Source organism: Streptomyces sp. NPDC045470, assembly GCF_040646595.1.
In the GTDB taxonomy this organism is placed as follows: Bacteria; Actinomycetota; Actinomycetes; order Streptomycetales; family Streptomycetaceae; genus Streptomyces.
Map to the genome: position 1 here is coordinate 125,882 of NZ_JBEZAN010000014.1, position 26,244 is coordinate 152,125.

Here is a 26,244-nt window from a genome sequence, read left to right on the forward strand (position 1 = left end):
AACTTTCTCGCAAGCGGATCGAAGGGACGTACATGCCCATGGGTCACACGGCCACAGAACAAGCCGGCTCCGGCGGCCTGACAGCGACCGAGCACCGGCTGGCCAACGGCCTGCGTGTGGTGCTCTCCGAAGACCACCTGACCCCGGTCGCCGCGGTCTGCCTCTGGTACGACGTCGGCTCGCGCCACGAGGTCAAGGGGCGTACGGGCCTGGCCCACCTCTTCGAGCACCTCATGTTCCAGGGCTCCGCCCAGGTCTCGGGCAACGGTCACTTCGAACTGGTCCAGGGCGCCGGCGGCTCCCTCAACGGCACCACCAGCTTCGAGCGCACCAACTACTTCGAGACCATGCCCGCCCACCAGCTGGAGCTCGCGCTGTGGCTGGAGGCCGACCGCATGGGCTCCCTGCTGACGGCGCTCGACGAGGAGTCCCTGGAGAACCAGCGCGACGTCGTCAAGAACGAGCGCCGGCAGCGCTACGACAACGTCCCCTACGGCACGGCCTTCGAGAAGCTGACGGCCATGGCCTATCCGGAGGGACACCCGTACCACCACACGCCCATCGGTTCGATGGCCGACCTGGACGCCGCCTCCCTGGAGGACGCGCGGGCCTTCTTCCGTACGTACTACGCGCCCAACAACGCGGTGCTGTCGATCGTCGGCGACATCGACCCCGAGCAGACCCTCGCCTGGGTGGAGAAGTACTTCGGCTCCATCCCCGGCCACGAGGGCAAGCAGCCGCCGCGTGACGGCTCCCTCCCGGAGGTCATCGGCAAGGAGCTGCGCGAGGTCGTCGAGGAGGACGTGCCCTCCCGTGCCCTGATGGCCGCCTACCGCCTGCCGCACGACGGCACCCGTGAGGCCGACGCGGCCGACCTGGCGCTGACGGTGCTCGGCGGCGGCGAGTCCTCGCGGCTGTACAACCGCCTGGTGCGCCGTGACCGTACGGCCGTGGCGGCGGGCTTCGGCCTGCTCCGGCTGGCCGGCGCCCCCTCGCTGGGCTGGCTGGACGTGAAGACCTCCGGCGGCGTCGAGGTGCCGGAGATCGAGAGGGCCGTGGACGAGGAGCTGGCCCGCTTCGCGGACGAGGGGCCGAGCCCCGAGGAGATGGAGCGCGCGCAGGCCCAGCTGGAGCGTGAGTGGCTGGACCGCCTCGCCACGGCCGCCGGGCGCGCCGACGAACTGTGCCGGTTCGCGGTCCTGTTCGGCGACCCGCAGCTCGCCCTGACCGCCGTGCGGCGCGTCCTGGAGATCACCCCGCAGGAGGTGCAGGAGGTCGCCAAGGCCCGGCTGCGCCCCGACAACCGCGCGGTGCTCGTGTACGAGCCGACCGAGCCGACCGCCGCCGAGGACAACGACGAGGAGGCGGCCCAGTGAGTGACGCCGTCAGCAGCACGATGACCTTCCACCCGCAGCCGGCCGGCGGCGACCCCAAGCCGTGGGCCTTCCCGGCCCCCGAGCGCGGACAGCTCCCCAACGGCCTCACGGTCCTGCGCAGCCACCGCCCCGGCCAGCAGGTCGTCGCCGTCGAGGTCGACATCGTCGCGCCCCTGGAGGCCGAGCCGGCGGGCCTGGACGGCGTCGCCACGATCATGGCGCGCGCCCTGTCCGAGGGCACCGACAAACACGACGCCGAGGAGTTCGCCGCCGAGCTGGAGCGCTGCGGCGCCACTCTGGACGCGCACGCCGACCACCCCGGCGTCCGGGTGTCCCTGGAGGTCCCGGCCTCCCGGCTGGACAAGGCCCTCGGCCTGCTCGCCGACGCCCTGCGCGCCCCCGCCTTCCCGGACGGCGAGGTCGAGCGCCTGGTGCACAACCGCCTCGACGAGATCCCGCACGAGCTGGCCAACCCGGCCCGGCGCGCCGCGATGGCCCTGTCCAAGGAGCTGTTCCCGGCCGACTCCCGGATGTCGCGGCCGCGCCAGGGCACCGAGGAGACCGTCACCCGGATCGACGCGGCGGCCGTGCGCGCCTTCTACGAGGCCCATGTACGCCCCGCCACGGCCACCGCCGTCGTCGTCGGCGACTTCACCGGCGTCGACCTGGACGCGGCCCTCACGGAGACCCTCGGCGCCTGGACGGGGTCGCCCGCCGAACCGGTGAAGGCCAGCCCGATCACCGCCGACGACACCGGCCGTGTCGTGATCGTCGACCGCCCCGGCGCCGTCCAGACCCAGCTGCTGATCGGCCGGATCGGCGCCGACCGGCACGACCGCGTCTGGCCCGCGCAGGTGCTCGGCACGTACTGCCTGGGCGGCACCCTCACCTCCCGCCTGGACCGGGTGCTGCGCGAGGAGAAGGGCTACACCTACGGGGTGCGTTCCTTCGGGCAGGTGCTGCGCTCCTCGGCCGACGGCGACGGCGCCGCGATGCTCGCCATCAGCGGCTCGGTGGACACCGCCTCCACCGGTCCGGCGCTGGACGACCTCTGGAAGGTGCTGCGCACCCTCGCGGTGGAGGGCCTGACGGACGCCGAGCGCGACGTGGCCGTACAGAACCTCGTCGGGGTCGCGCCGCTGAAGTACGAGACCGCGGCGGCCGTCGCAGGCACCCTCGCGGACCAGGTCGAGCAGCAGCTTCCGGACGACTACCAGGCCCGGCTGTACGAGCGGCTGGCGCGGACCGGCACGGTCGAGGCGACCGCCGCGGCCGTCAACGCCTTCCCGGTCGACCGGCTGGTGACGGTCCTGGTGGGTGACGCCGCCGAGATCGAGGAGCCCGTCAAGGCGCTCGGCATCGGAGAGGTGACGGTCGTCAAGGGCTGAGGAGCGTCACCGGCACGTCACGCCGCACGTCACTTCGGCACGTCACGCCGACGCGTCACACCGGCACGTCTTCGGCGCGGGGCGGACAGCCTCCGTCCGGTGGTGGCCGACGGCTGCCGGTGAGGGCCGGCGGTGGCTGACGGCCCGTGACCCGGGCGTGTGACGAACGGTCACATAGGGGATCCAGTGGTGCGCAGGCGCCACTGGATCTTCTTTATGTCCCAATTGTTGGGGGTGGTTGCAGGGTGCCCGTGTGGCGTACGGCACAAAATCGGGGTTCTGTTTGCCGATTGAAAGTTGCCGCGTTTAGCGTCGATCCGGCTGTCCGCAGGATCACCGCCGCAACCGCGGCACGGACAGTCATCGCCGAGTCCCCGTACGGCGCGAGCCAGGGGAGCCGGGGACCCATGTCCCCTGGGGTGAATCGGACGCCTTCCCGGAGGTGCCCGTAGGAGACCTTCCTGCTCCGAACCCGTCAGCTAACCCGGTAGGCGAGAGGGAAGGAAAGGACACAGCCAGCCCATGGCGTTCACCCGTGCCACCGGGAAGCACCGTGGTCCGAGCCGCAGCGCGCGGACGACCCGTAACCTCGCCGGCATAGCCACGCTCGCCGCGTCCGGCGTCATCGCCTCCGTCGCCTCCCCGGCCCTGGCGGTCGGCAACCCGGACGACGCGAGCAACCACGACACCGGCCTCCACCACGCCGTCGTCCTCGGTGACGAGCTCGCCGAGCAGATCGAGGCGCAGGCCGACGCGCAGCAGGAGGCCGCCGAGGCCGCCGCCGCGCAGGCCAAGGCCGAGGCCGAGGCGCGCAAGCAGGCCGAGGAGGCCAAGCGCCAGGCCGAGGCCGAGGCCAAGAAGGAGCGCGAGGCCAAGGAGCGCGCCGCCCGCGAGGCCGAGCGCAAGCGCCTGCTCATGTACGTCGCGCCCGTCGACGGTTCCTACGTCTCCACCAGCTACAAGGCGTCCAGCGGCCTGTGGTCCTCCGGCAGCCACACCGGCATCGACTTCCACGCCTCCTCCGGCACCACCGTCCACGCCGTCGGCTCGGGCACCGTTGTCGAGGCCGGCTGGGGCGGCGCGTACGGGAACAACGTCGTCATCAAGATGAACGACGGCACCTACACCCAGTACGGCCATCTGTCGTCGATCAACGTCTCGGTCGGCCAGACCGTCACCCCGGGCCAGCAGATCGCCCTGTCGGGAAACACCGGCAACACCACCGGCGCGCACCTGCACTTCGAGGCCCGCACCTCGGCGGAGTACGGCTCGGACATGGACCCGGTCGCCTACCTGCGCTCGCACGGCGTGAACGTCTGACGGACATCCGTCCCGCTCGTCACTCCCGTCGCACCCGTCCCCCGTATGATGCCCCGGCCCTCGTGGCCGGGGCATCTGCGTTTCCGCCTGCGCGGCACCTGGCCAAAAAATATCCATGAATGTGCCATGGCCGTCGGATATCCGGTTCCTGTCGCATAGAGTCACTCGAAAGTCGCCGTCCGGCGGCAATTCCGGAAGTTCCCAGCGGATTACGGTGGAGGCGCAGGCGATGCGAGGTCCCCTTTCCGCGCACGTGGTGTGCACGGCGATCCGCGGCGACATCGTATCCGGCGTTCTCCCGCCGGGCAGCCGCCTGATCGAGGAAATGCTGGCCGGTCGTTACGGGGTCTCCCGCGTTCCCGTGCGAGAGGCGTTGCGTACGTTGCAGTCGGAGGGCTTCGTCGTCATCCGGCACCACGCGGGTGCCTGCGTGGCCGAGCCGACCGAACGGGAAGCGGCCGACGCCCTGGACATCCGGGCGCTGCTGGAGCCGCTCGGCGCCGCCCGCGCCGCCACCCGCCGCACCGCGGCCCATCTCAAGGTGCTGCGCGGCGTCGTGCGGCTGGGCCGTGAGCGGACCCGGCACGGTCACCGCGCCGAGCTGCGCCAACTCGACGGCTGGTTCCACGAGACGCTCGCCCAGGCATCCGGCAGCACGGGCCTGGCGGCGCTGCTCACCCAGGTACGACGCAAGATCGACTGGATGTACGTGGTCGACCTCCCGGCCCGCGACGAGCGCTCCTGGGAGGAGCACGGGGCGGTGCTGGACGCGGTGAGCCGCGGGGACGCCGAGCGGGCCCGCGCCCTGATGGCGGCGCACATCGAGCGCTCGCGCCCGGCGTACCGGCTGCGTCCGGTGGTCCCCGGGCCGACGGTGAGGAGTTCGAAACAGCCCGTAAACACGGCGCGCGAACGGAATTAACGGGCGGGCCGTATACAAGCGGTAGGGGATTTCGCCGGAGGAATGGCGCGGGTTTCGATGCGGCGCTGCGGGCTGCGAAAAGCGCGGGAAAGCGGGAATCCCGTCAGGCGCGGGTTGATTGCCGCGAGGAGTGCGCAGGGGGAGCGGAAGAACCCCAGAGGGATCGGGATGGCGACGCGGAGGGGGATTGCTCGGCGTATCCCTTAGTGATGGCATGCCCTGGAGCGATGGCGCGCGAATTTTCCCGGTCGCCGCCTGCCGGTCGCGGCGTACGGCACCGCACGAAAAACGGCCCCGCCCCGGCGCCGGTGACCCGGCTACCGCGGCGGAGCCGCGAACACAGTGACCCGCGAAGCGGTTCAGACGGTCTCCGGGAGCTCCTCAAGGCCCTCGGCGACCAGCTTCGCGAGGCGGTCGAGCGCGGCGTCGGCGCCCTCGGCGTCGGAGGCCAGCACGATCTCCTCGCCACCCTGGGCGCCCAGGCCCAGCACGGCCAGCATGGAGGCCGCGTTGACCGGGTTGCCGTCGGCCTTCGCGATCGTCACGGGAACCCCGGCGGCGGTGGCCGCACGGACGAAGATCGAGGCGGGGCGGGCGTGCAGACCCTCGGCCCAACCGACATTGACGCGGCGCTCAGCCATGGTGTTGCCCTTCAAGTCGTAACGGTTGTCTAGACCAGTGTCTCATGTCGCCGGGAGTGCTCCGGCAGCCCGCGGCGGCGCCGTAGGCGGCGCTTTTCGCAGGCCGGAGGCACGCTACCGGCGGGTCGTCGGCGTACGCCCGTACCGTCCGCCATCCGGGACCACGCCGTCCGGGACCTCCGGGCCCACCGTCTGGACCTGCCCACCGTCTGGACCTGCCCACCGTCCGGACCCGCCCACCGTCCGGACCCGCCGACCGGGCCCACCGCCCGGACCCGCCCGGCCCCCTCCGTCCGGGACCGACCGCCCCGGCCCAGCCTGCCCCGGCCCGCACGGGCCCGCACACCGAGCCGGTTGTCGGTGGCGGGTCGTACGCTGTCCCCCATGCAGAGCCCGTCGGACAGCGTCTACCCGGCCCACTGGGAAGCCGATGTCGTGCTGCGCGACGGCGGCACCGCGCGCATCCGTCCCATCGCCCCCGACGACGCGCAGCGCCTGGTCTCGTTCTACGAACAGGTCTCGGACGAGTCGAAGTACTACCGCTTCTTCGCGCCCTACCCGCGCCTGTCCGACCGCGACGTGCACCGCTTCACCCACCACGACTACGTCGACCGGGTGGGCCTGGCCGCCACCGTGGGCGGCGAGTTCATCGCCACGGTCCGCTACGACCGCATCGACGACCGTGGCCGCCCCGCCAAGGAACCGGGCGCCGACCAGGCCGAGGTCGCCTTCCTGGTGCAGGACGCCCACCAGGGCCGCGGGGTGGCCTCCGCCCTCCTGGAGCACATCGCCGCAGTCGCCCGGGAGCGCGGCATCCGTCGGTTCGCGGCCGAGGTGCTGCCCGCCAACACCAAAATGATCAAGGTCTTCACGGACGCCGGGTACACCCAGCAGCGCACCTTCGAAGACGGCGTGGTGCGCCTGGAGTTCGACCTGGAGCCCACCGAGCAGTCCATGGCCGTCATGCGCGGCCGCGAGCAGCGCGCCGAGGCCCGTTCCGTGCAGCGCCTGCTGGCGCCCGGCTCGGTCGCCGTCATCGGCACCGGCCGCGCCCCCGGCGGCGTCGGCCGCTCCGTCCTGCGCAATCTCCTCGACTCCGGCTATCCGGGCCGGGTGTACGCGGTCAACCACGCCTTCCCCGAGGGCGGCGCCCTCCTCGACCCCGAAGGGGTGCCGGGTCACCGCTCGGTGCCCGAGATCCCCGAGCCCGTGGATCTCGCGGTGCTCGCCGTCCCCGCCGCCCAGGTCCCCGACGTGGTCCGCGACTGCGGCGAGCACGGCGTACGCGGCCTGGTGATCCTCTCCTCCGGGTACGCCGAGTCCGGCCCCGAGGGGCGCGAGCGGCAGCGCGCCCTGCTGCGCCAGGCCCGCTCGTACGGCATGCGGCTGATCGGGCCGAACGCCTTCGGCCTGGTCAACACCGCGCCGGACGTCCGGCTGAACGCCTCGCTCGCCCCCCAGATGCCCGGCGCCGGGCGCATCGGCCTGTTCACACAGTCCGGTGCGATCGGCATCGCCCTGCTCAGCGGCCTGCACCGGCGCGGCCCCGGCGACGGCTCGATCGCCGGTATCTCCACCTTCCTGTCGGCCGGCAACCGCGCCGACCTCTCCGGCAACGACCTGCTCCAGTACTGGTACGACGACCCCGCCACCGACGTCGCGATCCTCTACCTGGAGTCCATCGGCGACCCGCGCAAATTCATGCGACTCGCCCGCCGTACGGCCGCCGTCAAGCCCGTCGTCGTCGCCAAGGGCGCCCGCCACACCGGCACCGCGCCGCTCGGCCACACCGTCCCCACGGTCCGCATCCCCGACAGCACGGTCTCCGCCCTGATGCGCCAGGCCGGCGTGATCCGGGTCGACACGGTCACCGAGCTGATCGACGCCGGGCTGCTGCTCGCCTCCCAGCCGCTGCCGGACGGCCCGCGCGTCGCCATTCTGGGCAACAGCGAGTCCCTGGCCCTGCTGACGTACGACGCCTGCCTCACCGAAGGACTGCGCCCGCTGCGTCCGCACGTCCTCGCCGCCGCGGCCACCCCCGAGGACTTCCGTACGGCGCTGTCCGCCGCCCTGGCCAACGGGCTCTGCGACGCCGTCGTCGTCACGGCCATTCCCTGGGTGGGGGAGGAGGGCGTGGCCTCCCCGGGCGAGGGCGCGGACCTCGCCGCGGCGCTGCGCGAAGCGGCCTCGTCCGCCGCGCCCGCCAAGCCGGTCACCGTCGTACACCTGGCCATGGACGCCCTCGCCGACGCGCTGGCGGCCCCGCCGCCGTCCGGCGACGCCCTGACGCCGTCCCGGAACGTCCCGCAGCCCTCCCACGACGCCTCGCCGTCTCCCGGCGGCGCCTCGACCCGCCCGCACGCCCCCGCGCCCCCCGAGGACGCCACCGAAGCCCCACTGGCCCCCGCCACGGCCCCCACCGGCACTCCGGACGGCAGCACGCCCACCGGCACCGCCCCCTCCGGCACCCCGGACGGCAGCGCGTCCCCCAGCCCTCCGACTGCTCCCCTCATCCCCGCCTTCCCCGCCGCCGAGCGCGCCGTCCGGTCGCTCGCCCAGGCGGTGCGCTACGCGAAATGGCGCCGGGACGCCGCCGACCCGGGCCGGGTGCCCGAGTACGAGGACATCGAGGAGGCCGCCGCCGGCGCCGACATCGACCGGCTGCTCGACGAACTGTCCCGGCACGCCGACATCACCCGCTCCGTCCCCCTGCCGGCCGAGGACGCCCACGCCCTGCTGGCCCGGTACGGCATCCCCGTGCGCCCGGCCCATCCGGCCCCCGACCCGGACACCGCCGTACGGGCCGCCGCCCGCCTGGGCTACCCGGTCGCCCTGAAGACCACCGCACCGCACCTGCGGCACCGCCCCGACCTCGGCGGCGTCCGCCTCGACCTGACCGGCGAGGCGGAGCTGCGCCGCGCCTACGCCGAGCTGACCGACTTCCTCGGCAAGCCCGAGGAGCTGCGCCCGGTCGTCCAGCCGATGGTGCCGCGCGGCGTCGACACGGTCGTCCGCGCCGCCATCGACCCGGCCGCCGGCGCCGTCCTGTCCTTCGGCCTGGCCGGCGCCCCTTCCCAACTGCTCGGCGACACGGCGCACCGCCTCATCCCCGCGACCGACCGCGACGTCGCCGAACAGATACGGTCCATCCGCACGGCTCCGCTGCTGTTCGGCTGGCGCGGCAGCCAGCCCGTGGACACCGCCGCCCTGGAGGACCTGCTGCTGCGGGTCTCCCGGCTGGTCGACGACCACCCCGAGGTCGTCGGCGTCGACCTGGAGCCGGTCGTCGTCGCCGCGCACGGCCTGGCCGTGCTGGACGCCACGGTCCGCCTGGCCCGCCCGCCGGCCACCACCGACCTGGGCCCGCGCCGGATGCCCGCCTACTGAGCGCCGGTACGGAAACCCCTGCCGGGGGTCCCGGGCCCGGACGCGGCCTCTCGGACCCGCCCCGGCCGGTACGCCCCGTAAGATGGCCGCATGGCTAAGACCGGTACGACGACCCAAGGGCTGCGCGCGGCGATCGAGCGCAGCGGCTATTACCCGGCCCTGGTGGCCGAGGCGGTGCAGGCCGCGGTCGGCGGCGAGCCGGTGGTGTCGTACTTGGTCCACCAGGAGACGACCTTCGACGCCAACGAGGTCCGCCGCCATGTGACGGTCCTGGTTCTGACGGGCACCCGCTTCATCGTCAGCCACACCGACGAGCAGTCCGCCGACGACACCTCCCCGTCGCCGTACGCGACGACCTCGACCGAGTCCGTGAAGCTGGGCCGGATCTCCTCCGTCGTCCTCAGCCGGGTGGTCGCCAACCCCGAGTCGTACACTCCGGGCCGGCTGCCCCGCGAGGTCGTCCTGACCATCGGCTGGGGTGCGGTCGCCCGCCTGGACCTGGAGCCTGCCACCTGCGGCGACCCCAACTGCGAAGCCGATCACGGCTACACGGGCTCGTCGACGGCCGACGACCTGTCGCTGCGGGTCAGCGAGGCCGGCGACGGCCCGGACACCGTGCGGCAGACCCTCGCCTTCGCGCAGGCCCTGTCCGAAGCCACCGCGGCCACCACCCGCTGATGGCGTACGCCGCCCCCGCCTGGCCGGAACCGGAACCCCTCGACCTGGCCGGCGCGCCGGTGCCCCGCTACGGCACCGGCTCGCTCGCCGACCTGCTGCCCACCGTCACCGCGGGCCAGGGCCTGACCCTGCCCGGTACGGGGCAGGCAGGCGCGCCGGGCATGCGGCTGGATCCCGCCGACCGCGTCTGTGTCTTCCTCGTCGACGGCCTCGGCTGGGAGCTGCTGCGCGCCCACCCGGACGAGGCGCCGTTCCTGACGTCCCTGCTGGACAGCTCGTTCAACCGCACCGGCCGTCCGATCACCGCCGGCTTCCCGGCCACCACCGCCGCCTCGCTGGCCTCCGTCGGCACCGGGCTGCCGCCGGGCGAGCACGGCCTGGCCGGCTACACCTGCCTCAACCCGGACACCGGCGAGCTGATGAACCAGCTCCGCTGGTACCCGTGGACCGACCCGTACGCCTGGCAGCCGTACCCGACCGTCTTCCGGCAGGCGCACGCCGCCGGCATCCACACCTGCCAGGTCTCCGCGCCGACCTTCGAACGCACCCCGCTCACCGAGATCGCGCTCAGCGGCGGCACGTTCCACGGCCGGCTCTCCGGCGAGGAGCGCATGGACCTGGCGGCCGAGCAGCTCGCCGCCGGTGACCGCTCGCTGGTCTACACGTACTACGCCGAGGTGGACGGCGCCGGGCACCGCTACGGCGTCGACTCCGACGCCTGGCGCGGCCAGCTGATGTACGTCGACCGCCTCGCCCAGCGCCTCGCCGAGCAACTGCCGCCGCGCAGCGCCCTGTACGTCACCGCCGACCACGGCATGATCGACATTCCGTTCGGCCCGGACCACCGCATCGATTTCGACGAGGACTGGGAACTGCGCGCCGGCGTGCGGCTGCTGGGTGGCGAGGGGCGTGCGCGGCATCTGTACGCGCACCCCGGCGCGGCCGGTGACGTGCTCGCGGTATGGCGCGAGGTGGTCGGGGAACATATGTGGGTGGCGGGCCGTGACGAGGCCGTCGCCGCCGGGTGGTTCGGCCCCCGGGTCGACGACCGGGTCCGGGCCCGCATCGGTGACGTCGTCGTCGCCGCGCACGCCGACATGGTGATCGTGGCGAGCGAGACGGAGCCGCGCGAGTCCGCGATGGTCGGGATGCACGGCTCGATGACGCCGGCCGAACAGCTCGTACCGCTCCTCGAAGTCCGCACCTGAGCCCCGTACCCGGGTCGTGCGCCTGAGCACGGCCCCGCACGCCCTGTCCTGCCCGCCCCGCCGCCCGGTGAGCCCGCCCCCACGTGCGCTCCCGACCGTCCCCACTCGCCACGAGCCCGAAAGGCCCGCGTTCTCCCATGCCCGAGCTGGTGTTCTTCTCCGGAACGATGGACTGCGGAAAGAGCACCCTCGCTCTGCAGATCGAGCACAACCGCTCGGCCCGCGGCCTGCAAGGAATGATCTACACACGCGACGACCGGGCGGGCCGCGGCAAGCTCTCCTCCCGCCTCGGGCTGGTCACCGAGGCCGTCGAGGCGACGGACGAGATGGACTTCTACGCCCACATCGTCGCCGCCCTGAGCTCCGGCGGCCGGGTGGACTACGTCATCGCCGACGAGGCGCAGTTCCTCGCCCCGGACCAGATCGACCAGCTCGCGCGCGTCGTCGACGACCTGGAACTGGACGTCTTCGCCTTCGGCATCAGCACCGACTTCCGCAGCAAGCTCTTCCCCGGCTCGCAGCGCCTGGTCGAACTGGCCGACCGCGTAGAGGTCCTCCAGGTCGAGGCCTTGTGCTGGTGCGGCGCCCGCGCCACGCACAACGCCCGCACCCTCGACGGCCAGATGGTCGTCGAGGGCGCGCAGGTCGTCATCGGCGACGTCCACAGCGCCCCGGCCGAGGTCGGCTACGAGGTGCTGTGCCGCCGCCATCACCGGCGCCGCCAGACCTCGGCCTCCGCCCACGCGGCGGCGCTGTCTCCGGACGTCCTGCCGGTGTACAGCGTCGAGTAGCCCCGGCCACGGAAGCGAAGGGCGCGCGGCGCCGGTACGGCGCCGCGCTCAGCACCGCGCGCCCGGTCGCGCGCCCTCCGGCCGCCCGCTCAGCCCGGCTGCTGGAGCACCGCGAACACGGCCCCCTCGGGATCGGCGACCGTCGCCACGCGCCCGTACGCGGTGTCCTGGGCCGCCCGCACCTCCTGGCCGCCCAGTTCCGCCACCCGCCGGACCGCCGCATCGGTGTCCGAGACGGCGAAGTACGTCACCCAGTGCGGCCCCAACTCCCGCGGCAGCGCGTCGCCGACGCCGTGCACGCCCGCCACCGGCCGCCCCTTCAGATGCAGCGTCAGGTAGTCGGGAACCGCTTCCTCCGGCCGGGTCTCGTACCCGAACACCGCTTCGTAGAAGGCGGTCACCCCCGTCTCCCGGGTCACCAGCTCGTTCCACACCGGCGCCCCGGGCACGCCGACCAGCGCCGCGCCCACCATCTCCTTGCCCTGCCACAGCCCGAAGACCGAACCCTGCGGGTCCGAGGCGATCGCCATCCGGCCCGCCTCGTCGTCCGCGTCCAGCGGCCCGACGGCGACCGTGCCGCCGCAGCCGCGGATCTGCTCGGCCGCCGCGTCCGCGTCGTCACTCGCCAGATAGGTCGTCCAGGCGACCCGCAGCTGGCGGTCGGGCGCCAGTTCCCCGATACCGGCCACCTCCCGCCCGTGGAGATACGCCCGGACGTACGGACCGAAGTGCTGCGGTCCCGGTTTGAACTCCCAGCCGAACAGCGCACTGTAGAACTGCTCCGTCGTGGCCAGGTCGTGCACCATGAGACTCACCCAGCAAGGCGCGCCGGGCGTCCGCCGAGTCGTTGCCTCGGTCGTCATCGTCACTCTCTCCTCGGACCATCGGGGTGGTGGCCGTGCGGGGACCGGGCGCGAGTGCGCCGTCCCGTGCAGATGCTCGCACCCCCTCATCCGCTGCGCGCCCCGGCCGCGCCGTCTTCGGCGCGTTCCCATGGGAGAATGCCCGATTTGATGTTTCGCACCCGTTTCGGCGACGTTGCCGTTCGGGGACGCACGAGGTGAGCCGCCGGAGAAGCCCCCGTAAGCCCCGGAGAGGCCCCGTAAACCCCCGGAGAACCTCCGTAGACCCCGGGGAAGATCCGCAGGAGCCCGGCACCTTCAGCGCCGGGCCCCTCCTGCGCGAGGATGAGCCCCATGAATGCCCTCATCACCGCCGCCGGACTGGCGGACGCTCTGGCCTCGGGGACCCCGCCGGTCCTCCTCGATGTCCGCTACCGGCTCGGCGGCCCGCCCGGCCGCCCCGAGTACGAGGCGGGGCACGTGCCCGGCGCCGTCTACGTGGACATGGACGGCGAACTCGCCGGTCCCGCGGGACCGGCCGGCCGCCATCCCCTCCCGGACCTCGACGCCTTCGCCGGGACGATGCGCCGGGCCGGGGTCTCGGCGGACCGGCCGGTCGTGGTGTACGACGGCGGGCAAGGCTGGTCAGCGGCCCGTACCTGGTGGCTGCTGCGCTACACCGGCCACCCCTCGGTGCGGGTCCTGGACGGCGGCCTGGCCGCCTGGACCGCGTCCGGGGGCGCCCTGAGCACCGAGGTGCCGTCCCCGGCGCCCGGCGACTTCACCGCGACGCCCGGCGCGCTGCCGCTGCTGACGGCGGACGAGGCCGCGGCGCTGGCCCGGCGGGGCGTCCTGCTGGACGCGCGGGCCGGGGAGCGCTACCGCGGCGAGGTGGAGCCCATCGACCGGGTCGCCGGGCACATCCCGGGCGCGCTGTCCGCGCCGACGACGGAGAACCTCGCCGCCGACGGCACGTTCCTGCCGCCCGCCGAGCTGGCCGCGCGCTTCACGGCCCTCGGGGCCACCGCCGACGCCGAGGTCGGTGTCTACTGCGGTTCGGGTGTCTCCGCGGCTCAGGAGGTGCTGGCCCTCGCGATCGCGGGGGTGCCGGCGGCGCTGTACGTGGGCTCCTGGAGCGAGTGGTCGGGCGACCCGGCGCGGCCGGTGGCCACCGGCGCGGAGGCGGGCTGACACCCGGGGCGGACTGACACCGCCTGGCCGAAAACGTTCCGTACGCCCGTTCGTGACGACGGGCGGGTGTACGGGCCGGCGGCCGAGGGGGTAACGGGCGCGGCCGAGCGTACGGGGTGACGGGCGGGCGTACGGGGTGGCCGACGACGGCGTCCTCGTCGCCGGGCCGCCGACCGTACGTCTCCCGCTACTCCGGTTTCTTGCGCCGCGTCCCGAAGACGATCTCGTCCCAGCTCGGTACGGCGGCGCGCCGCCCGGGCCGTACGCCGTCGGCCTCGGCCTGGCGGTCGGTCGTGCCCGTGAGGCGGTCCCGGTGACCGGCCACCGCCCGTGGCATGAGCACGTCGGCGTAGGCCGAGCCCGCGCCCGCGCTCGCCGCCGGAGCGGCCGGTTCCTCCAGCTCCTCGTCCTCGGCGGACTCCTCCTGAACGGGTGTCTTCACCGGCTCGGGGACGACCATGTCGCCACGGAAGCTCGGCACCGCTTCCAGGAGGCTGGTGAGGGAGTCGCGCTCCCGCTCGCCGGAAGCGCTCTCGGCCCGCGCCGGCTCGTCGTCCTCGCCGCCCGCACGGTCCCGGTCCCGGTCCTGGGACGTCTGGCGGTCCAGGGCGCGGTCCAGCGGCCGGTCGCGCGGCAGCCGCGCGATCCGCGGTACGAACGGGAAGCTGGGCTCCGGGGTGTCGTCGGTCTCGCCGATCAGCGCCCGCGCCTCGTCGTCGACGGCCTGGACCAGCCGCCGCGGCGGGTCGTAGGTCCAGCTCGCCGAGTGCGGCTCGGCCGCGACGCGGTAGACCAGCAGGACTTCCCAGGTGCCGTCGTCGCGCCGCCAGGAGTCCCACTGCACGGAGTCCTTGTCGGCGCCGCGCAGCAGCAGCCGCTCCGCGACGGCCTCGCCGAGCTGCGGGCCGGTGTTCTCCCCGGGGCGGCGTACGGGCGTCTTGCGGGCCCGCTCGGCCATGAAGGCGCGCTCGGCGAGCACCGGGCCCTCGAAGCGGCGCACCCGGTCGACCGGGATGCCGGCGAGCTGGGCGACCTCTTCGGCGGAGGCACCTGCTCTTATACGCGCCTGGATGTCCCGCGGGCGCAGGTGGCTCTCGACCTCGATCTCGATCTGGCCGAGCCGCGCGCGGTCGTTGCGGACCGCGGCGCGCAGCCGCTCGTCGATCGGAAGCGTGTACTCGGTGCTGTCCGCAGCTTTGAGCACCAGCCGTGTGCCGTCGTTGGAGACGGCCACGACACGCAGTTCGGGCATGGGGACCTCCCGGGTGGTGCCTGCCGACGTCACGTGCGTCGCTGCTTCCGCTAGTCGAGTGTGGCCTGCCCGGGTGCAGCCTGCCACAACATTGCCGAGTTACCCGGCGTGTCGAGGCTTGGCCCAGAAACGCCGTTATGACACGGTTACCAGTTCGCAACGCTCAGTGACCATGTCCTGTTCCTGCTCCCAGTCACCCGTGTCCGGTGGCGGCACCCGGGGGTGAGTGCCACCTTCCGGCCCCCTCCCGTGTATCCGGGCAGCCGGACGGGATTCCGGGGCCAGGGCTCGCCACAGTACTCCATTCGGGCCACGGAGGTGGACCGCCGCGCCGCCCAAGTTCTCGTACGCCAAGGGAGTTGGTCGCCTTGTCGATCTCTCTACACGGTGTGACGGGTGGCGAGGTTCACAGAATCCGCAGAATCGGAACTACCGGCTTCGCCCATAGGTCACTTGTCCGTGCAAGATGGATCGAAGGGGCGATCAAAGGCTGGAGATGGACAACAAAAGCGATACCGACACGAAAAACAAGGAGAAACGGCTCGACCTGAGCGTTCCTCAGGTCGCGGGCAGTGCCCTGGCGGCCGCCGTCGCCGCCTTTCTCGCCGGGAAGCTCGGCGTGTACGGGACCATCATCGGCGCGGGTGTGGTGAGTGTCGTGGCCACGACCGGTGGCTCGGTCTTCCAGCACCTCTTCCGGCGGACCGGCGAGCAGCTCAAGGAAGTCGCCACGGTCGGCACCCGGCCGAAGCCGCGCCGGTCCTCGGTCTCCCGCAGAACACCGGGCGCCGGGCCGGGCACCGGCATGGTGCTGCCCACCTTCGACCGGCAGGGCGCGGAGGACGAGATCACGTCCGTCGCGGCCAAGGACGAGGGCCGGGCCGGCGACACCGACCGTACGCAACTGCTGCCGCAGGCCGGGGACCCGGACACCGACCGTACGCGGCTGCTGCCGCAGGCCGATCCGGCGCGGGCCTCCGGGGCGGACGCCGGAGCCGCCGACAAGACGCAGCTGGTGCCGCGCCTCGACGACCGGACCATGGCGCTGGGGCAGGCCAGGCCCGGTCACCCGCCGGCCGGCGCCACCGCGGTGCCGCAGCGGGCCGACGAGGTCAGCACCGCCACGTACGGCACCCGCCTGCGCGGCTGGAAGCGGCCGGCGCTGGCCGCGCTGGCGGTCTTCGTACTGTCGATGGGGGCCGTCACCTGCGTCGAGCTGCTCACCGGGAAGGACGCGGCGGGCGGCCCGGGCACCTCGGTGGGCAACGTCTTCGGGGGCAACGGGCACAAGTCCGAGCCGAAGGCCCCGCCCGCCACGGACCGACCGTCACCCGGCACCTCCCACGGTGACGGCTCGACGGGCGGCACGCCGTCGCCCGGTCCCAGCGGCTCCACCGGCACCGGCACCGGCGACGGCGACACCGGCAGCACGGGCAAGCCGTCCACGCCGACGCCGAGCCCGGACGCGAGCCGGAGCGGCAAGCCGACGCCGCCGCCGAGCCCGCAGCCGTCGAAGTCCGGCGGCAGCACCGGGGGCGACACCGGCAAGGGCGGTGACGACTCCCCGGGCGATTCCGGCGACCGGAACAAGCAGGAGCCCGGCGGACAGCAGGCTCCCGACCCGAAATCCTCGTGAACGCGGGACGGAAATCCGCGCCCGGGCGGGACGTAATGCCGTCCCGCCCGGGGACCGAATCCCCTTAACCGGAGCGGAATTTCCGTCCGTCGCGAGGACCGAATGCCTTTCGGCGGGAGAACGGACGGGGCCGTCCCGCGCGGGCGGTGACCGAACCGGCCCGGACCCGGCAGTGCGCCGGGTCCGGGCCGTTCCGCTGCCGGGCCCGCGGGCCCTTCGGGGCGTTCATCCCTGCGGGACGTTGGGCCGAATGAGCGTTTCAGCCGTCCGGGCGGTCCGGCCGGCCCTGCCCGGCCTCACTCGCCCAGCACGCGCCGCAGGTAGGCGTTGGTGAACAGGCGCTGCGGGTCCAGCCGGTCGCGCAGGGCGGTGAACGCGCCGAATTGCGGGTAGACGCCGGAGAGGTACGCGGCGTCGCGGCTGTGCAGCTTCCCCCAGTGCGGCCGGCCGCCGTGCGCCGTCATGATCCGTTCGGCCGCCGTGAAGTACGCCCGGTACGGCGTCCCCCGGTACATGTGTACGGCGAGGTAGGCGGTGTCCCGCCCGGAGGCGGTGGACAGCGGGATGTCGTCGGCCGGCGCGGTCCGCACCTCCACCGGGAAGCTCACCCGGAAGTCCGAGCGCTCCACCAGCGCCCGCAGCTCGCGCAGCGCCTCGACGGCGGCCGCCCGCGGCAGCGCGTACTCCATCTCCACGAAGCGCACCCGGCGCGGGCTGGTGAAGACCTTGTACGGGATGTCGGTGTACGTACGGGCCGACAGCGCGCGGCTGGAGAGCCGGGCGATCCCCGGGACGGTGGCGGGCACCGCCCGGCCGACGGCGCACGCGGCGCGGAAGAGCCCGTTGGAGAGCAGTTCGTCGTCGACCCAGCCGCTGACCCGGCCGAGCGGGGCGGCGGGGCCCTGGCTGCGGTTGTTGCGCTTGGTGCTGCAGTTGCCGGTGTGCGGGAACCAGTAGAACTCGAAGTGCTCGTTCTCGGCGACGAGCTGGTCGAACTCGGCCGTCACCCGGTCGAACGCCATCGGCTCCTCGCGGGCCGACAGCCAGAACTGCGGCTCCACGGCGAAGGTGACGGCGCTCATCACGCCCAGCGCGCCCAGGCCCACCCGGGCCGCCGCGAAGACCTCCGGGTTCTCGGTGGCGGAGCACGTGAGCACCGAGCCGTCGGCGGTGACCAGTTCGAGCGCGGTGATCTGGGCGGCTATGGAGGCCGAGTCGCGGCCGGTGCCGTGGGTGCCGGTGCTCGCCGCGCCGGAGACCGTCTGCTCCATGATGTCGCCCATGTTGGCCAGCGACAGGCCGTGCGCGGCGAGGGCGCGGTTGAGCTGCTGGAGCGTGGTGCCGGCCGCCACGGTCACGGTGCCGGCGGCGCGGTCCACCGCCCGTATGCCGGTCAGGCGCTCGGGACGGACGAGCACCCCGTCGGTGGCGGCGACCGCGGTGAAGGAGTGGCCGGTGCCGGCCGCCTTGACCGTGAGCCCGTCGGCGGCCGCCGCGCGGACCGCCGCGGCCAGTTCGCCGGTGGAGGCCGGCGAGACGCTCCGGGCCGGCTCCACGGCGACGGTGCCCGCCCAGTTACGCCAGGCGGGCCGGGGCCTGGCCCCCCGTATCGCCCGGACCGTGCGGGCCGCTCCCGTCCGTACCGCTGTCATGTTCCTGCCGGTCGTCCGCTGTGCCTCGGCCATCTGCGCCCGTCCCCTCCCGCTGCGGCGCCGGCCGCAGCCGGCGGTATCCGAGGAACGCCACCGCCGCCGCGAGCGCCCCCGCCACGGCCGGCACCAGGTAGCCGCGCCCGGCTCCGGCCGCGTCCACCACCCATCCGGCGGCCGACGAGCCGAACGCCACCCCGACCGCGAGCCCGGTGCTGGTCCAGGTCATGCCCTCGGTCAGATTCGCGCGCGGTACGTGCTGCTCGACGAGGGCCATGGTGGTCACCATCGTCGGCGCGATGGACAGGCCCGCGAAGAAGAGCGCCACGGCCAGCAACGGCAGGTTCCCGACCAGTTGGAGCGGGATCATACTCACGGCCATCGCACACACGCCCACCAGCCACCGGCGGGCGGCCGGACCCTTGAAATGGATCATCCCGAAGACCACGCCGGCGGCGCACGACCCGAGCGCGTAGGACGCCAGCACCAGGCTGGCGGCGCCCTGATGGCCCTGCTCCTCGGCGAACGCCAGCGTCACCACGTCGGTCGCACCGAAGATCGCGCCGGTCGCCACGAACGTCACCACCAGCACCTGAAGGCCGCGCGAGCGCAACGCCGAGCCCTTGGCGAGGTGTTCGCGCGGATGCGGCGGCGGCTCGGTCGCCCGCTGCGCCGTCAGCCAGAAGACCCCCGCCACCAGGAAGACCGTCGCCAGCAGCGGGCCCGCCTCGGGGAACCACGAGGTGCACAGGCCGATGGAGAGGATCGGTCCGACGATGAAGCACGCCTCGTCGACGATCGACTCCCAGGAGTAGGCGGTGTGCAGCAGGCGCGGCGAGCTGTGGTGGACGGCCGCCCAGCGGGCCCGCACCATCGAGCCGACGCTCGGCACGCAGCCCGCGCAGGCCGTGAAGACGAACAGCGTCCAGTCCGGCCAGTCTTGCTGCGCGCTCACCAGCAGGCCCGCGATCGCCGCCGCCGAGATCAGGGTCACCGGACGCAGCACCCGGCGCTGGCCGTGCCGGTCCACCAGCCGGGAGACCTGCGGGCTGAGCACCGCCGAGGCCAGCGCGACGGTTGCCGCCAGGGCGCCCGCCAGGCCGTACCTGCCGGTCAGCAGGGAGACCATGGTGACGATGCCGATGCTGGTCATCGACAGCGTCATACGGCCCAGGAAACCGGCGGCCGTGAACGACTTGGTGCCGGGCGTGTCGAAGAGCGCGCGGTACGGGCTTGGCATGGGGGAGCTCCGCCGGTCAAGAGCCGATGCCCGGGAGGTCCGGGAGTCGGTAAGGCATGTCTGAGGCCGAGACAGCTTACGCGCGCTGCCCTGGTGGCCGCCTCCGGTTTTCCGCCTGTCAGTGGCTGGTGGCAGGATCGAAGACATGCCCGAACAGTGCGATCCGCCCCTTCCGACCGCCGGGGGGACCCCCGGTCCCTACGACGCCCTGCTGCTGCTGTCCTTCGGCGGCCCCGAAGGCCCGGACGACGTCGTCCCCTTCCTGGAGAACGTCACCCGTGGCCGCGGCATCCCCCGCGAGCGGCTGAAGGAGGTCGGGCAGCACTACTTCCTGTTCGGCGGCGTCAGCCCGATCAACGCGCAGAACCGTGAGCTGCTGGACGCACTGCGCAAGGACTTCGCCGAACACGGCCTGGACCTGCCGGTCTACTGGGGCAATCGCAACTGGGCCCCCTACCTGACCGACACCCTGCGCGAGATGGTCCGCGACGGTCACCGCCGTATCGCCGTCCTGGCCACGAGCGCCTACGCCTCGTACTCCGGCTGCCGGCAGTACCGCGAGAACCTCGCCGACGCGCTGGCCACCCTCCGGGCCGACGGCTTGGAGGTACCGCGGGTGGACAAGCTCCGGCACTACTTCAACCACCCCGGCTTCGTCCGCCCGATGGTCGACGGCGTGCTCGCCTCCCTCGCCGAGCTGCCCGCCGGCGTACGCGACGGCGCCCACATCGCGTTCACCACCCACTCCATCCCGACCGCGGCGGCCGACACCTCCGGCCGCCCGGAGGACCACACCGGCAACGGCGAGGGCGGCGCGTACGTCGCCCAGCACCTGGACGTGGCCCGGGTGATCGCCGACGCGGTCCGCGAGGAGACCGGCGTCGACCACCCGTGGCGGCTGGTCTACCAGTCCCGCAGCGGTGCCCCGCACATCCCCTGGCTGGAGCCGGACATCTGCGACCACCTCGAAGAGGCGCACGGCGCGGGCGTTCCCGCGGTCGTCATGGCGCCGATCGGCTTCGTCTCGGACCACATGGAGGTCAAGTACGACCTCGACACCGAAGCCACCGCCAAGGCCGCCGAACTGGGCCTGCCGGTCGCCCGCTCCGCCACCGTCGGCGCCGACCCGCGCTTCGCCGCGGCCGTCCGCGCCCTGCTCCTGGAGCGCGCCGCCGCCGAGCAGGGCCGCGCACCGGCCCGCTGCGCCCTCGGCGAGCTGGGGCCGAGCCACGACCTGTGCCCGGTCGGCTGCTGCCCGGCCCGCGCCCCGCGCCCGGCCGCCGCGGGTGCGGACTGGACGGGCCCGGTGGCGGAGGCCCGGGGGTAGCCCCCGGAGCCCGCGGGCCCAGCGGCAGGTCCCGGAGCCGAGGGCCCAGCGGCAGACCCGGAGCCGTACCGGGACGACAGACGGCGGCGCCGCGCCGCCCCGCGGGGCGGTCCCGAGCGGCCGCCCGTACGAGCAAGGAGCACCGTGTCCGATCCGCTGCAGGACGAACTTCTCGGCCTCGCCCTGGAGGCCGCCCGGCGCGCCGGTGAGCTGCTGCGCGACGGCCGCCCCGCCGACCTCGGCGTCGCCGCCACGAAGACCAGCCCCATCGACGTCGTCACCGAGATGGACATCGCCAGCGAGAAACTGATCACCGGCTTCCTCGCCGAGCACCGTCCCGACGACGGCTTCCTGGGCGAGGAGGGCGCCAGCGTCGCGGGCAGCAGCGGGGTGCGCTGGGTCATCGACCCGGTCGACGGCACGGTCAACTACCTGTACGGACTGCCCTCCTGGGCCGTGTCCATCGCCGCCGAGCGGGACGGCGAGGCCGTCGTCGGCGTCGTCGCGGCGCCGGTGCGCGGCGAGACGTACCACGCCGTCCTGGGCGGCGGCGCGTTCCGCAACGGGGAGCCGGTGCGCTGCCGTCCCGCACCGCCGCTGTCCCAGGCCCTGATCGGTACGGGCTTCGCCTACATCGGCGAGCGCCGGGCCGCCCAGGCCGAGGTGCTGCGCACCCTGCTGCCGCAGGTCCGCGACATCCGGCGCGGCGGCTCGGCCGCGATCGACCTGTGCGACGTGGCCTGCGGCCGGCTCGACGGTTACTACGAGCGCGGACTGAACCCGTGGGACATGGCGGCCGGCGCCCTGATCGCCCGCGAGGCCGGCGCACGGACCGGCGGCCGCCCCGGCGAGCCTGCCTCGAACGACCTGGTCGTGGCCGCCTCGCCGGATGTGTTCGGGACCCTCCAGCCCCTGCTGGAGGAGCTGGGCGCCTGGCACGACTGAGCCTCTGTGCCGACACCCGGCCGGACGCCCGCCGCCCGACGGGAACGCGACAGCGCCCCGGACCCTGTGCGGGTCCGGGGCGCTGCCGTCGTACGCGGCCGGGAGAGGTCAGGCGCTGGCTGCGGTGACCTGCACGCCGTGCTCGGAAGCAAGGCGCTGCAGATCCTCCAGCTCGGCCTGTTCCACCTCGACGAGGAAGTCGTCGCCCGACTCGCGGGCCCGGTCCAGGTCGGCTTCGGTGTTCCGTATGCGCTGCAGAATTCCTGCGGTGAACGCGTCCATGGTGCGCCCCCTCGTCGTGGGTCGGTGGCACGGGGGTGTGCCGACGGGCGGGGCGATCACGGCGTGGCCCCTGCGAATGGATCAGAGAGCGGCATGGCGCCGTACAGGGCGTGATCGCGGGTGTGCAGACGTCCTCCCCATGGGCAACCTCACGGAAACCTCAAGCGGCACGGGAATTCGAAAACGGCCCGGACGGCACCGTTCCGGGGCCCGTCGCGGCCCGGCCCGGCCCCTGTGGCCCACCCACCCGGCCCTTGCGGACCACCCGTCCGAGGCCCCCGGCCCGCCCGCCCGGCACCGCGCGGAACGGGGCGCAAGCCGCCATCCACCCCTCTTACTGCCGGTTTACAGCCGTTCGGGGCAGGATGGAGGGGCTCCGAGTTTGCCGTGCCCCGGAACATCCAGGGCCGTGAGGAAGGATTTGCGACGTGCGTGTTCTCGTCGTCGAGGACGAGCAGCTGCTCGCCGATGCGGTGGCCACCGGGCTGCGCCGGGAGGCCATGGCCGTCGACGTGGTGTACGACGGCGCGGCCGCCCTGGAACGCATCGAGATCAACGACTACGACGTGGTCGTGCTGGACCGGGACCTCCCGCTGGTGCACGGCGACGACGTCTGCCGCAAGATCGTCGAGCTGGGGATGCCCACCCGTGTCCTGATGCTGACCGCCTCCGGCGACGTCAGCGACCGTGTCGAGGGCCTGGAGATCGGCGCCGACGACTACCTGCCCAAACCCTTCGCCTTCACCGAGCTGACCGCCCGGGTACGGGCTCTGGGACGCCGTACGACGGTCGCCCTGCCGCCCGTCCTGGAGCGGGCCGGCATCAAGCTGGACCCGAACCGCCGCGAGGTCTTCCGCGACGGCAAGGAGGTCCAGCTCGCGCCGAAGGAGTTCGCGGTGCTGGAGGTCCTGATGCGCAGCGAGGGCACGGTCGTCTCGGCCGAGCAGTTGCTGGAGAAGGCGTGGGACGAGAACACCGACCCCTTCACCAACGTCGTGCGGGTCACGGTCATGACCCTGCGCCGCAAGCTGGGCGAGCCCGCGGTGATCGTCACGGTGCCGGGTTCCGGCTACCGGATCTGACGCCGATGCCCGCTTCGTCCAAGGCGCCCACCCCGCCGCCCGTCACCCCGCCCATGCCCACCTGGGATCCCAAACCGGTCAACGCCCGGCCCTTCCCCTGGCTGCGCCCCACCATCCGGATACGGCTCACGCTGCTGTACGGCGGCATGTTCCTGATGGCCGGCATCGTGCTGCTCACGATCATCTACATGCTGGCCGCCAACGCGCTCCAGGAAGGCAGCGAGCTGCCCGTCAAGATCCTCCGGGGCAACTTCGCCGCCACCAGCAACGTCTGCGACCTGCCCAGCCAGTCCTCCGGGGAGATCTTCACCCAGGCGATCCAGAGCTGCCTCCAGCACCAGCGGGCGCAGGCACTGAACACCCTGCTCAACCGCTCCCTGCTGGCGCTGCTGGGCCTGACCGTCGTCGCGTTCGCCTTCGGGTACGCGATGGCGGGCCGGGTCCTGTCGCCGCTGGGCCGGATCACCCGTACCGCGCAGCGGGTGGCGGGTTCGGACCTGCACCGCCGGATCGAGCTGGGCGGTCCGGACGACGAGCTCAAGGAGCTGGCGGACACCTTCGACGAGATGCTGGACCGGCTGGACCGGGCCTTCGAGTCGCAGCGCCGTTTCGTCGCCAACGCCTCGCACGAGCTGCGCACGCCGCTGGCGATCAACCGGACGCTGCTGGAGGTCCAGCTCGCCGACCCGGACGCCTCGCCGGAGCTGGCGCAGCTGGGCAAGACGCTGCTGGCGACCAACGAGCGCAGTGAGCAGCTCGTCGAGGGTCTGCTGCTGCTGGCCCGCAGCGAGAACAAGATCGTGGACAAGAAGCCGGTGGATCTGGCCGAGGTGGCCTCGCAGGCCGTCGACCAGGCCCGTGCCGAGGCGCAGGCCAAGGGTGTGGAGATCCGCGGCGTGCGCCGGCAGGCGTTCGTGCAGGGCAACGGCGTGCTGCTGGAGCGCATCGCGCTCAACCTCGTGCAGAACGCGGTGCGCTACAACATCCCCCAGGACGGATGGGTCGAGGTCACCACCGAGCCGCAGCCGGGCTGTGCGGTGCTGGTGGTCTCCAACACCGGCCCGGCCGTCCCGGCCTACGAGGTGGAGAACCTCTTCGAGCCGTTCCGGCGCCTGCGGACGGAACGCACCGGCAGCGACAAGGGCGTCGGCCTCGGCCTGTCCATCGTGCGGTCCGTGGTGCGCGCGCACGACGGCAGCATCACGGCGACGCCCCGCGAGGGCGGCGGACTGGAGATGCGGGTCGTCCTGCCGCTGTGAGGGCCGCAGGCGGGCGGGGAGCCGCGTGCGGGGTACGGGACCCGTGCCACGGCTCCCCACCCGCCAGGCTGTCCTTTTTGACCCGGGACCCCACCTCTTGGCACTCTTGGTCGCCCTCCGCACGCCGGCCACCCCGGCTTGACGTGACGGCGGGCGGCCATGGATCCTTCGCCGAGTTCGCTTTGCGCTGAATTCCTACGCTCCGCCCGACGGCCCGTCCGTGTGTGATCCCTCACAGGCGCGAGATTCGAGCCACCCACTCTCCGTGATCGGAACGGTCGGCGGAAGGCCGGGAAAATCCGGGTTTCCAGGGGCCTTGATCACGGGAAGTACACGTGATGGCGTGCGCGAGGTGCGACATTCGGACCGTGTACGGTCCTGATCGCCATCCAAACCGATCACCTCTTCAGGGGTGCGGTTGGGTGTCGATTGAGTAACAGACCTTGATGTGAGGCAAAATCTCCGCCTCAGGTCGGGCACAAGTCCGGCCTCTCACGCGTTACGTGCGCTGGAGACACCGCAGACACCCAGAGGGGGAGAGCGACATGGCTACGGATTACGACACCCCACGCAAGACAGATGACGACCTCAACGAGGACAGCATCGAAGAACTGAAGTCGCGGCGGAACGACAAGTCCGCCTCGGCCGTCGACGTCGACGAGTTCGAGCAGGCCGAGGGCCTGGAACTGCCCGGCGCCGACCTTTCCAACGAAGAACTCGCCGTCCGGGTGCTGCCCAAGCAGCAGGACGAGTTCACGTGCATGAGCTGCTTCCTGGTCCACCACCGCAGCCAGCTGGCCGCCGAGGACAAGAACGGCCAGCCGATCTGCCGCGACTGCGCGGCCTGAGGATCGGTCGACGCCGTGGCAGGCGTGAACCCGTTCCGTAAGGGACGCAAGGGCGAGAAAGGCCCGGCGGCCGGCGCACGATCACGCGACGAAAACGCGCCCGTGCCCGCCGACCCGACCGCCCTGCCCGCGGAGCGGAGGACCGGTGCAGTGGAGGAGCGAGGCCGTGCGGCCTCGCTCGCGGCGGCCGTGGGCCGCGGCACCAGGAAAGGCCGCGACGGCGCACGCAAGGGCCTGACGACGGTCGCCGAGCGCATCATCGACAACGCCCCGCGGATCCCGGTCCGTGATCTGGCGACGTTGCGCCGGCAGTTCCCCGGCCTGACCCCCGAGGAACTGGCCGACAAGCTGGTCTCCGGTGCCACACGGGGCACCGCCACCGTCGGCGCGGGGGTGGGCGCGGCGGCGATGCTGCCGGTACCGCCCGCCATGCCGGCCGAGCTGGCCGCCGAGATCGTCGGCGTGGCCTCCGTGGAGATCAAACTCATCGCCGAGCTCCACGAGGTCTACGGCCTGCGTCCCCCGGGCACCCTCAGACAGCGCGCCACCGCCTATCTGACGTCCTGGACCGAGGAACGCGGTATCGACGTCACCAAGCCCACCACGGTCAACGCGGCGCTGGGCGGCCAGATGAAGCGCGAACTGCGCCAGCAGATCATGAAGCGCACGCTGCGCAACCTGCCGAACCTGACACCGTTCATGGTCGGCGCCGCGGTCGGCGCGGTGATGAACCGGCGGGACACCAAGAAGCTCGCGGACAAGATCCGCAAGGACCTGCGCGCCAGACAGGTGCCGTGGGACGCCCTGCCGCACGCCGAGACGATGCCGGACACCACGACGCCGGCCCTGCCGCCGGAGGACGATCGCTGAGGCCCCGCCGGGAGTGTCGTACGGCCATCGTGAAGGGCCGCTGAGACCCGCCGGAGCGTCGTTCGGTCGCCGCGGAGGACTGCCGCAACCGGCTGCGAAACCACTGAAGC

Annotated in this window: 22 protein-coding genes and 1 riboswitch; of the genes, 16 read left to right on the top strand and 6 right to left on the bottom strand. The window is 73.1% G+C overall.

Features of this window, described 5'->3' with window-relative positions; all coding sequences use genetic code 11:
* Window positions 1-38: 38 nt before the first annotated feature.
* From AB0A97_RS30400 to AB0A97_RS30415, 4 genes are all read left to right on the top strand, one after another.
* Window positions 39-1,376 carry a pitrilysin family protein gene (locus AB0A97_RS30400; protein ID WP_361155901.1) on the top strand — a complete coding sequence of 446 codons (1,338 nt, stop codon included), beginning with the start codon at window positions 39-41 and terminating at the stop codon, window positions 1,374-1,376.
* Window positions 1,377-1,396: 20 nt separating this feature from the next.
* A complete protein-coding gene (locus AB0A97_RS30405; RefSeq protein ID WP_361155904.1) occupies window positions 1,397-2,764 on the top strand; it encodes a pitrilysin family protein in 1,368 nt (455 codons plus the stop codon).
* Between the two features lie 354 nt (window positions 2,765-3,118).
* Window positions 3,119-3,273: riboswitch (cyclic di-AMP (ydaO/yuaA leader) on the top strand.
* A gap of 13 nt (window positions 3,274-3,286) precedes the next feature.
* Complete coding sequence (locus tag AB0A97_RS30410; RefSeq protein WP_361155769.1) at window positions 3,287-4,084, top strand: peptidoglycan DD-metalloendopeptidase family protein; 798 nt, start codon at window positions 3,287-3,289, stop codon at window positions 4,082-4,084.
* 229 nt (window positions 4,085-4,313) lie between these two features.
* A complete protein-coding gene (locus tag AB0A97_RS30415) occupies window positions 4,314-5,006 on the top strand; it encodes a GntR family transcriptional regulator (protein ID WP_361155771.1) in 693 nt (230 codons plus the stop codon).
* 359 nt (window positions 5,007-5,365) lie between these two features.
* Here the strand turns inward: AB0A97_RS30415 and AB0A97_RS30420 are convergent, their stop codons facing one another.
* Window positions 5,366-5,647, bottom strand: coding sequence for an HPr family phosphocarrier protein (locus tag AB0A97_RS30420; protein ID WP_030021209.1), 282 nt, complete (start codon window positions 5,645-5,647; stop codon window positions 5,366-5,368).
* 384 nt (window positions 5,648-6,031) lie between these two features.
* On the opposite strand from AB0A97_RS30420, the gene AB0A97_RS30425 reads away from it, so the two are divergent.
* The 4 genes from AB0A97_RS30425 to AB0A97_RS30440 all read left to right on the top strand — a co-directional run bounded on the left by AB0A97_RS30425 (window position 6,032) and on the right by AB0A97_RS30440 (window position 11,711).
* Window positions 6,032-9,034, top strand: coding sequence for a GNAT family N-acetyltransferase (locus AB0A97_RS30425; RefSeq protein WP_361155772.1), 3,003 nt, complete (start codon window positions 6,032-6,034; stop codon window positions 9,032-9,034).
* A gap of 90 nt (window positions 9,035-9,124) precedes the next feature.
* A complete protein-coding gene (locus AB0A97_RS30430) occupies window positions 9,125-9,712 on the top strand; it encodes a DUF5998 family protein (protein ID WP_003981824.1) in 588 nt (195 codons plus the stop codon).
* Complete coding sequence (locus AB0A97_RS30435) at window positions 9,712-10,920, top strand: nucleotide pyrophosphatase/phosphodiesterase family protein (protein ID WP_361155774.1); 1,209 nt, start codon at window positions 9,712-9,714, stop codon at window positions 10,918-10,920. Before AB0A97_RS30430 ends, AB0A97_RS30435 begins: the two co-directional genes overlap by 1 nt.
* A 137-nt stretch (window positions 10,921-11,057) precedes the next feature.
* Window positions 11,058-11,711: a thymidine kinase gene (locus AB0A97_RS30440; protein ID WP_361155776.1), complete on the top strand. Its 654-nt coding sequence runs from the start codon at window positions 11,058-11,060 to the stop codon at window positions 11,709-11,711.
* An 89-nt stretch (window positions 11,712-11,800) separates the two neighbouring features.
* On the opposite strand, the gene AB0A97_RS30445 is transcribed toward AB0A97_RS30440, so the two are convergent.
* Window positions 11,801-12,574 carry a VOC family protein gene (locus AB0A97_RS30445; protein WP_361155778.1) on the bottom strand — a complete coding sequence of 258 codons (774 nt, stop codon included), beginning with the start codon at window positions 12,572-12,574 and terminating at the stop codon, window positions 11,801-11,803.
* A 333-nt stretch (window positions 12,575-12,907) separates the two neighbouring features.
* Between AB0A97_RS30445 and AB0A97_RS30450 the strand changes: the two genes are divergently transcribed.
* Window positions 12,908-13,744, top strand: coding sequence for a sulfurtransferase (locus AB0A97_RS30450; protein ID WP_361155780.1), 837 nt, complete (start codon window positions 12,908-12,910; stop codon window positions 13,742-13,744).
* A 187-nt stretch (window positions 13,745-13,931) separates the two neighbouring features.
* On the opposite strand, the gene sepH is transcribed toward AB0A97_RS30450, so the two are convergent.
* A complete protein-coding gene (gene sepH / locus AB0A97_RS30455) occupies window positions 13,932-14,996 on the bottom strand; it encodes a septation protein SepH (RefSeq protein ID WP_361155781.1) in 1,065 nt (354 codons plus the stop codon).
* Between the two features lie 496 nt (window positions 14,997-15,492).
* Here sepH and AB0A97_RS30460 point away from each other — a divergent pair, with 496 nt between their 5' ends.
* Complete coding sequence (locus AB0A97_RS30460; RefSeq protein ID WP_361155782.1) at window positions 15,493-16,632, top strand: hypothetical protein; 1,140 nt, start codon at window positions 15,493-15,495, stop codon at window positions 16,630-16,632.
* 296 nt (window positions 16,633-16,928) lie between these two features.
* Here AB0A97_RS30460 and AB0A97_RS30465 read toward each other — a convergent pair whose 3' ends face one another.
* Window positions 16,929-18,284 (bottom strand): D-arabinono-1,4-lactone oxidase, encoded by a 1,356-nt coding sequence (locus AB0A97_RS30465; RefSeq protein ID WP_361155783.1) that lies wholly within the window; start codon window positions 18,282-18,284, stop codon window positions 16,929-16,931.
* Window positions 18,208-19,521 (bottom strand): MFS transporter, encoded by a 1,314-nt coding sequence (locus AB0A97_RS30470; RefSeq protein WP_361155785.1) that lies wholly within the window; start codon window positions 19,519-19,521, stop codon window positions 18,208-18,210. Before AB0A97_RS30470 ends, AB0A97_RS30465 begins: the two co-directional genes overlap by 77 nt.
* A 145-nt stretch (window positions 19,522-19,666) precedes the next feature.
* On the opposite strand from AB0A97_RS30470, the gene AB0A97_RS30475 reads away from it, so the two are divergent.
* The gene (locus AB0A97_RS30475) at window positions 19,667-20,848 is read left to right on the top strand and encodes a ferrochelatase (protein WP_361155787.1); all 1,182 of its coding nucleotides are present in this window, start codon (window positions 19,667-19,669) and stop codon (window positions 20,846-20,848) included.
* Window positions 20,849-20,992: 144 nt separating this feature from the next.
* On the top strand, window positions 20,993-21,793 hold the full coding sequence (locus AB0A97_RS30480; protein ID WP_361155789.1) for an inositol monophosphatase family protein: 801 nt from the start codon (window positions 20,993-20,995) through the stop codon (window positions 21,791-21,793).
* A 108-nt stretch (window positions 21,794-21,901) separates the two neighbouring features.
* On the opposite strand, the gene AB0A97_RS30485 is transcribed toward AB0A97_RS30480, so the two are convergent.
* Window positions 21,902-22,075, bottom strand: coding sequence for a hypothetical protein (locus tag AB0A97_RS30485; protein WP_167515092.1), 174 nt, complete (start codon window positions 22,073-22,075; stop codon window positions 21,902-21,904).
* Between the two features lie 428 nt (window positions 22,076-22,503).
* Between AB0A97_RS30485 and AB0A97_RS30490 the strand changes: the two genes are divergently transcribed.
* The 4 genes from AB0A97_RS30490 to AB0A97_RS30505 all read left to right on the top strand — a co-directional run bounded on the left by AB0A97_RS30490 (window position 22,504) and on the right by AB0A97_RS30505 (window position 26,134).
* Complete coding sequence (locus AB0A97_RS30490; RefSeq protein ID WP_030021221.1) at window positions 22,504-23,157, top strand: response regulator transcription factor; 654 nt, start codon at window positions 22,504-22,506, stop codon at window positions 23,155-23,157.
* Window positions 23,158-23,162: 5 nt separating this feature from the next.
* On the top strand, window positions 23,163-24,416 hold the full coding sequence (locus AB0A97_RS30495; RefSeq protein WP_361155792.1) for a HAMP domain-containing sensor histidine kinase: 1,254 nt from the start codon (window positions 23,163-23,165) through the stop codon (window positions 24,414-24,416).
* Window positions 24,417-24,961: 545 nt separating this feature from the next.
* Entirely contained in the window at window positions 24,962-25,264 is a 303-nt protein-coding gene (locus tag AB0A97_RS30500; protein ID WP_003982531.1) for a DUF4193 domain-containing protein, read from the top strand.
* A gap of 102 nt (window positions 25,265-25,366) precedes the next feature.
* Complete coding sequence (locus tag AB0A97_RS30505; protein WP_361155906.1) at window positions 25,367-26,134, top strand: hypothetical protein; 768 nt, start codon at window positions 25,367-25,369, stop codon at window positions 26,132-26,134.
* Window positions 26,135-26,244 lie beyond the last annotated feature (110 nt).

What these genes read in the sequence shown, in the direction of transcription:
- AB0A97_RS30475 (WP_361155787.1), top strand. Translation starts at nt 19,667, where the DNA reads ATGCCCGAACAGTGCGATCCGCCCCTTCCGACCGCCGGGGGGACCCCC.
- AB0A97_RS30445 (WP_361155778.1), bottom strand. Translation starts at nt 12,574, where the DNA reads ATGACGACCGAGGCAACGACTCGGCGGACGCCCGGCGCGCCTTGCTGG.
- AB0A97_RS30410 (WP_361155769.1), top strand. Translation starts at nt 3,287, where the DNA reads ATGGCGTTCACCCGTGCCACCGGGAAGCACCGTGGTCCGAGCCGCAGC.
- AB0A97_RS30425 (WP_361155772.1), top strand. Translation starts at nt 6,032, where the DNA reads ATGCAGAGCCCGTCGGACAGCGTCTACCCGGCCCACTGGGAAGCCGAT.
- AB0A97_RS30440 (WP_361155776.1), top strand. Translation starts at nt 11,058, where the DNA reads ATGCCCGAGCTGGTGTTCTTCTCCGGAACGATGGACTGCGGAAAGAGC.
- AB0A97_RS30465 (WP_361155783.1), bottom strand. Translation starts at nt 18,284, where the DNA reads ATGACAGCGGTACGGACGGGAGCGGCCCGCACGGTCCGGGCGATACGG.
- AB0A97_RS30495 (WP_361155792.1), top strand. Translation starts at nt 23,163, where the DNA reads ATGCCCGCTTCGTCCAAGGCGCCCACCCCGCCGCCCGTCACCCCGCCC.
- AB0A97_RS30430 (WP_003981824.1), top strand. Translation starts at nt 9,125, where the DNA reads ATGGCTAAGACCGGTACGACGACCCAAGGGCTGCGCGCGGCGATCGAG.
- AB0A97_RS30435 (WP_361155774.1), top strand. Translation starts at nt 9,712, where the DNA reads ATGGCGTACGCCGCCCCCGCCTGGCCGGAACCGGAACCCCTCGACCTG.
- AB0A97_RS30400 (WP_361155901.1), top strand. Translation starts at nt 39, where the DNA reads ATGGGTCACACGGCCACAGAACAAGCCGGCTCCGGCGGCCTGACAGCG.
- AB0A97_RS30415 (WP_361155771.1), top strand. Translation starts at nt 4,314, where the DNA reads ATGCGAGGTCCCCTTTCCGCGCACGTGGTGTGCACGGCGATCCGCGGC.
- sepH (WP_361155781.1), bottom strand. Translation starts at nt 14,996, where the DNA reads ATGCCCGAACTGCGTGTCGTGGCCGTCTCCAACGACGGCACACGGCTG.
- AB0A97_RS30450 (WP_361155780.1), top strand. Translation starts at nt 12,908, where the DNA reads ATGAATGCCCTCATCACCGCCGCCGGACTGGCGGACGCTCTGGCCTCG.
- AB0A97_RS30500 (WP_003982531.1), top strand. Translation starts at nt 24,962, where the DNA reads ATGGCTACGGATTACGACACCCCACGCAAGACAGATGACGACCTCAAC.
- AB0A97_RS30405 (WP_361155904.1), top strand. Translation starts at nt 1,397, where the DNA reads ATGACCTTCCACCCGCAGCCGGCCGGCGGCGACCCCAAGCCGTGGGCC.
- AB0A97_RS30485 (WP_167515092.1), bottom strand. Translation starts at nt 22,075, where the DNA reads ATGGACGCGTTCACCGCAGGAATTCTGCAGCGCATACGGAACACCGAA.
- AB0A97_RS30470 (WP_361155785.1), bottom strand. Translation starts at nt 19,521, where the DNA reads ATGCCAAGCCCGTACCGCGCGCTCTTCGACACGCCCGGCACCAAGTCG.
- AB0A97_RS30420 (WP_030021209.1), bottom strand. Translation starts at nt 5,647, where the DNA reads ATGGCTGAGCGCCGCGTCAATGTCGGTTGGGCCGAGGGTCTGCACGCC.
- AB0A97_RS30460 (WP_361155782.1), top strand. Translation starts at nt 15,493, where the DNA reads ATGGACAACAAAAGCGATACCGACACGAAAAACAAGGAGAAACGGCTC.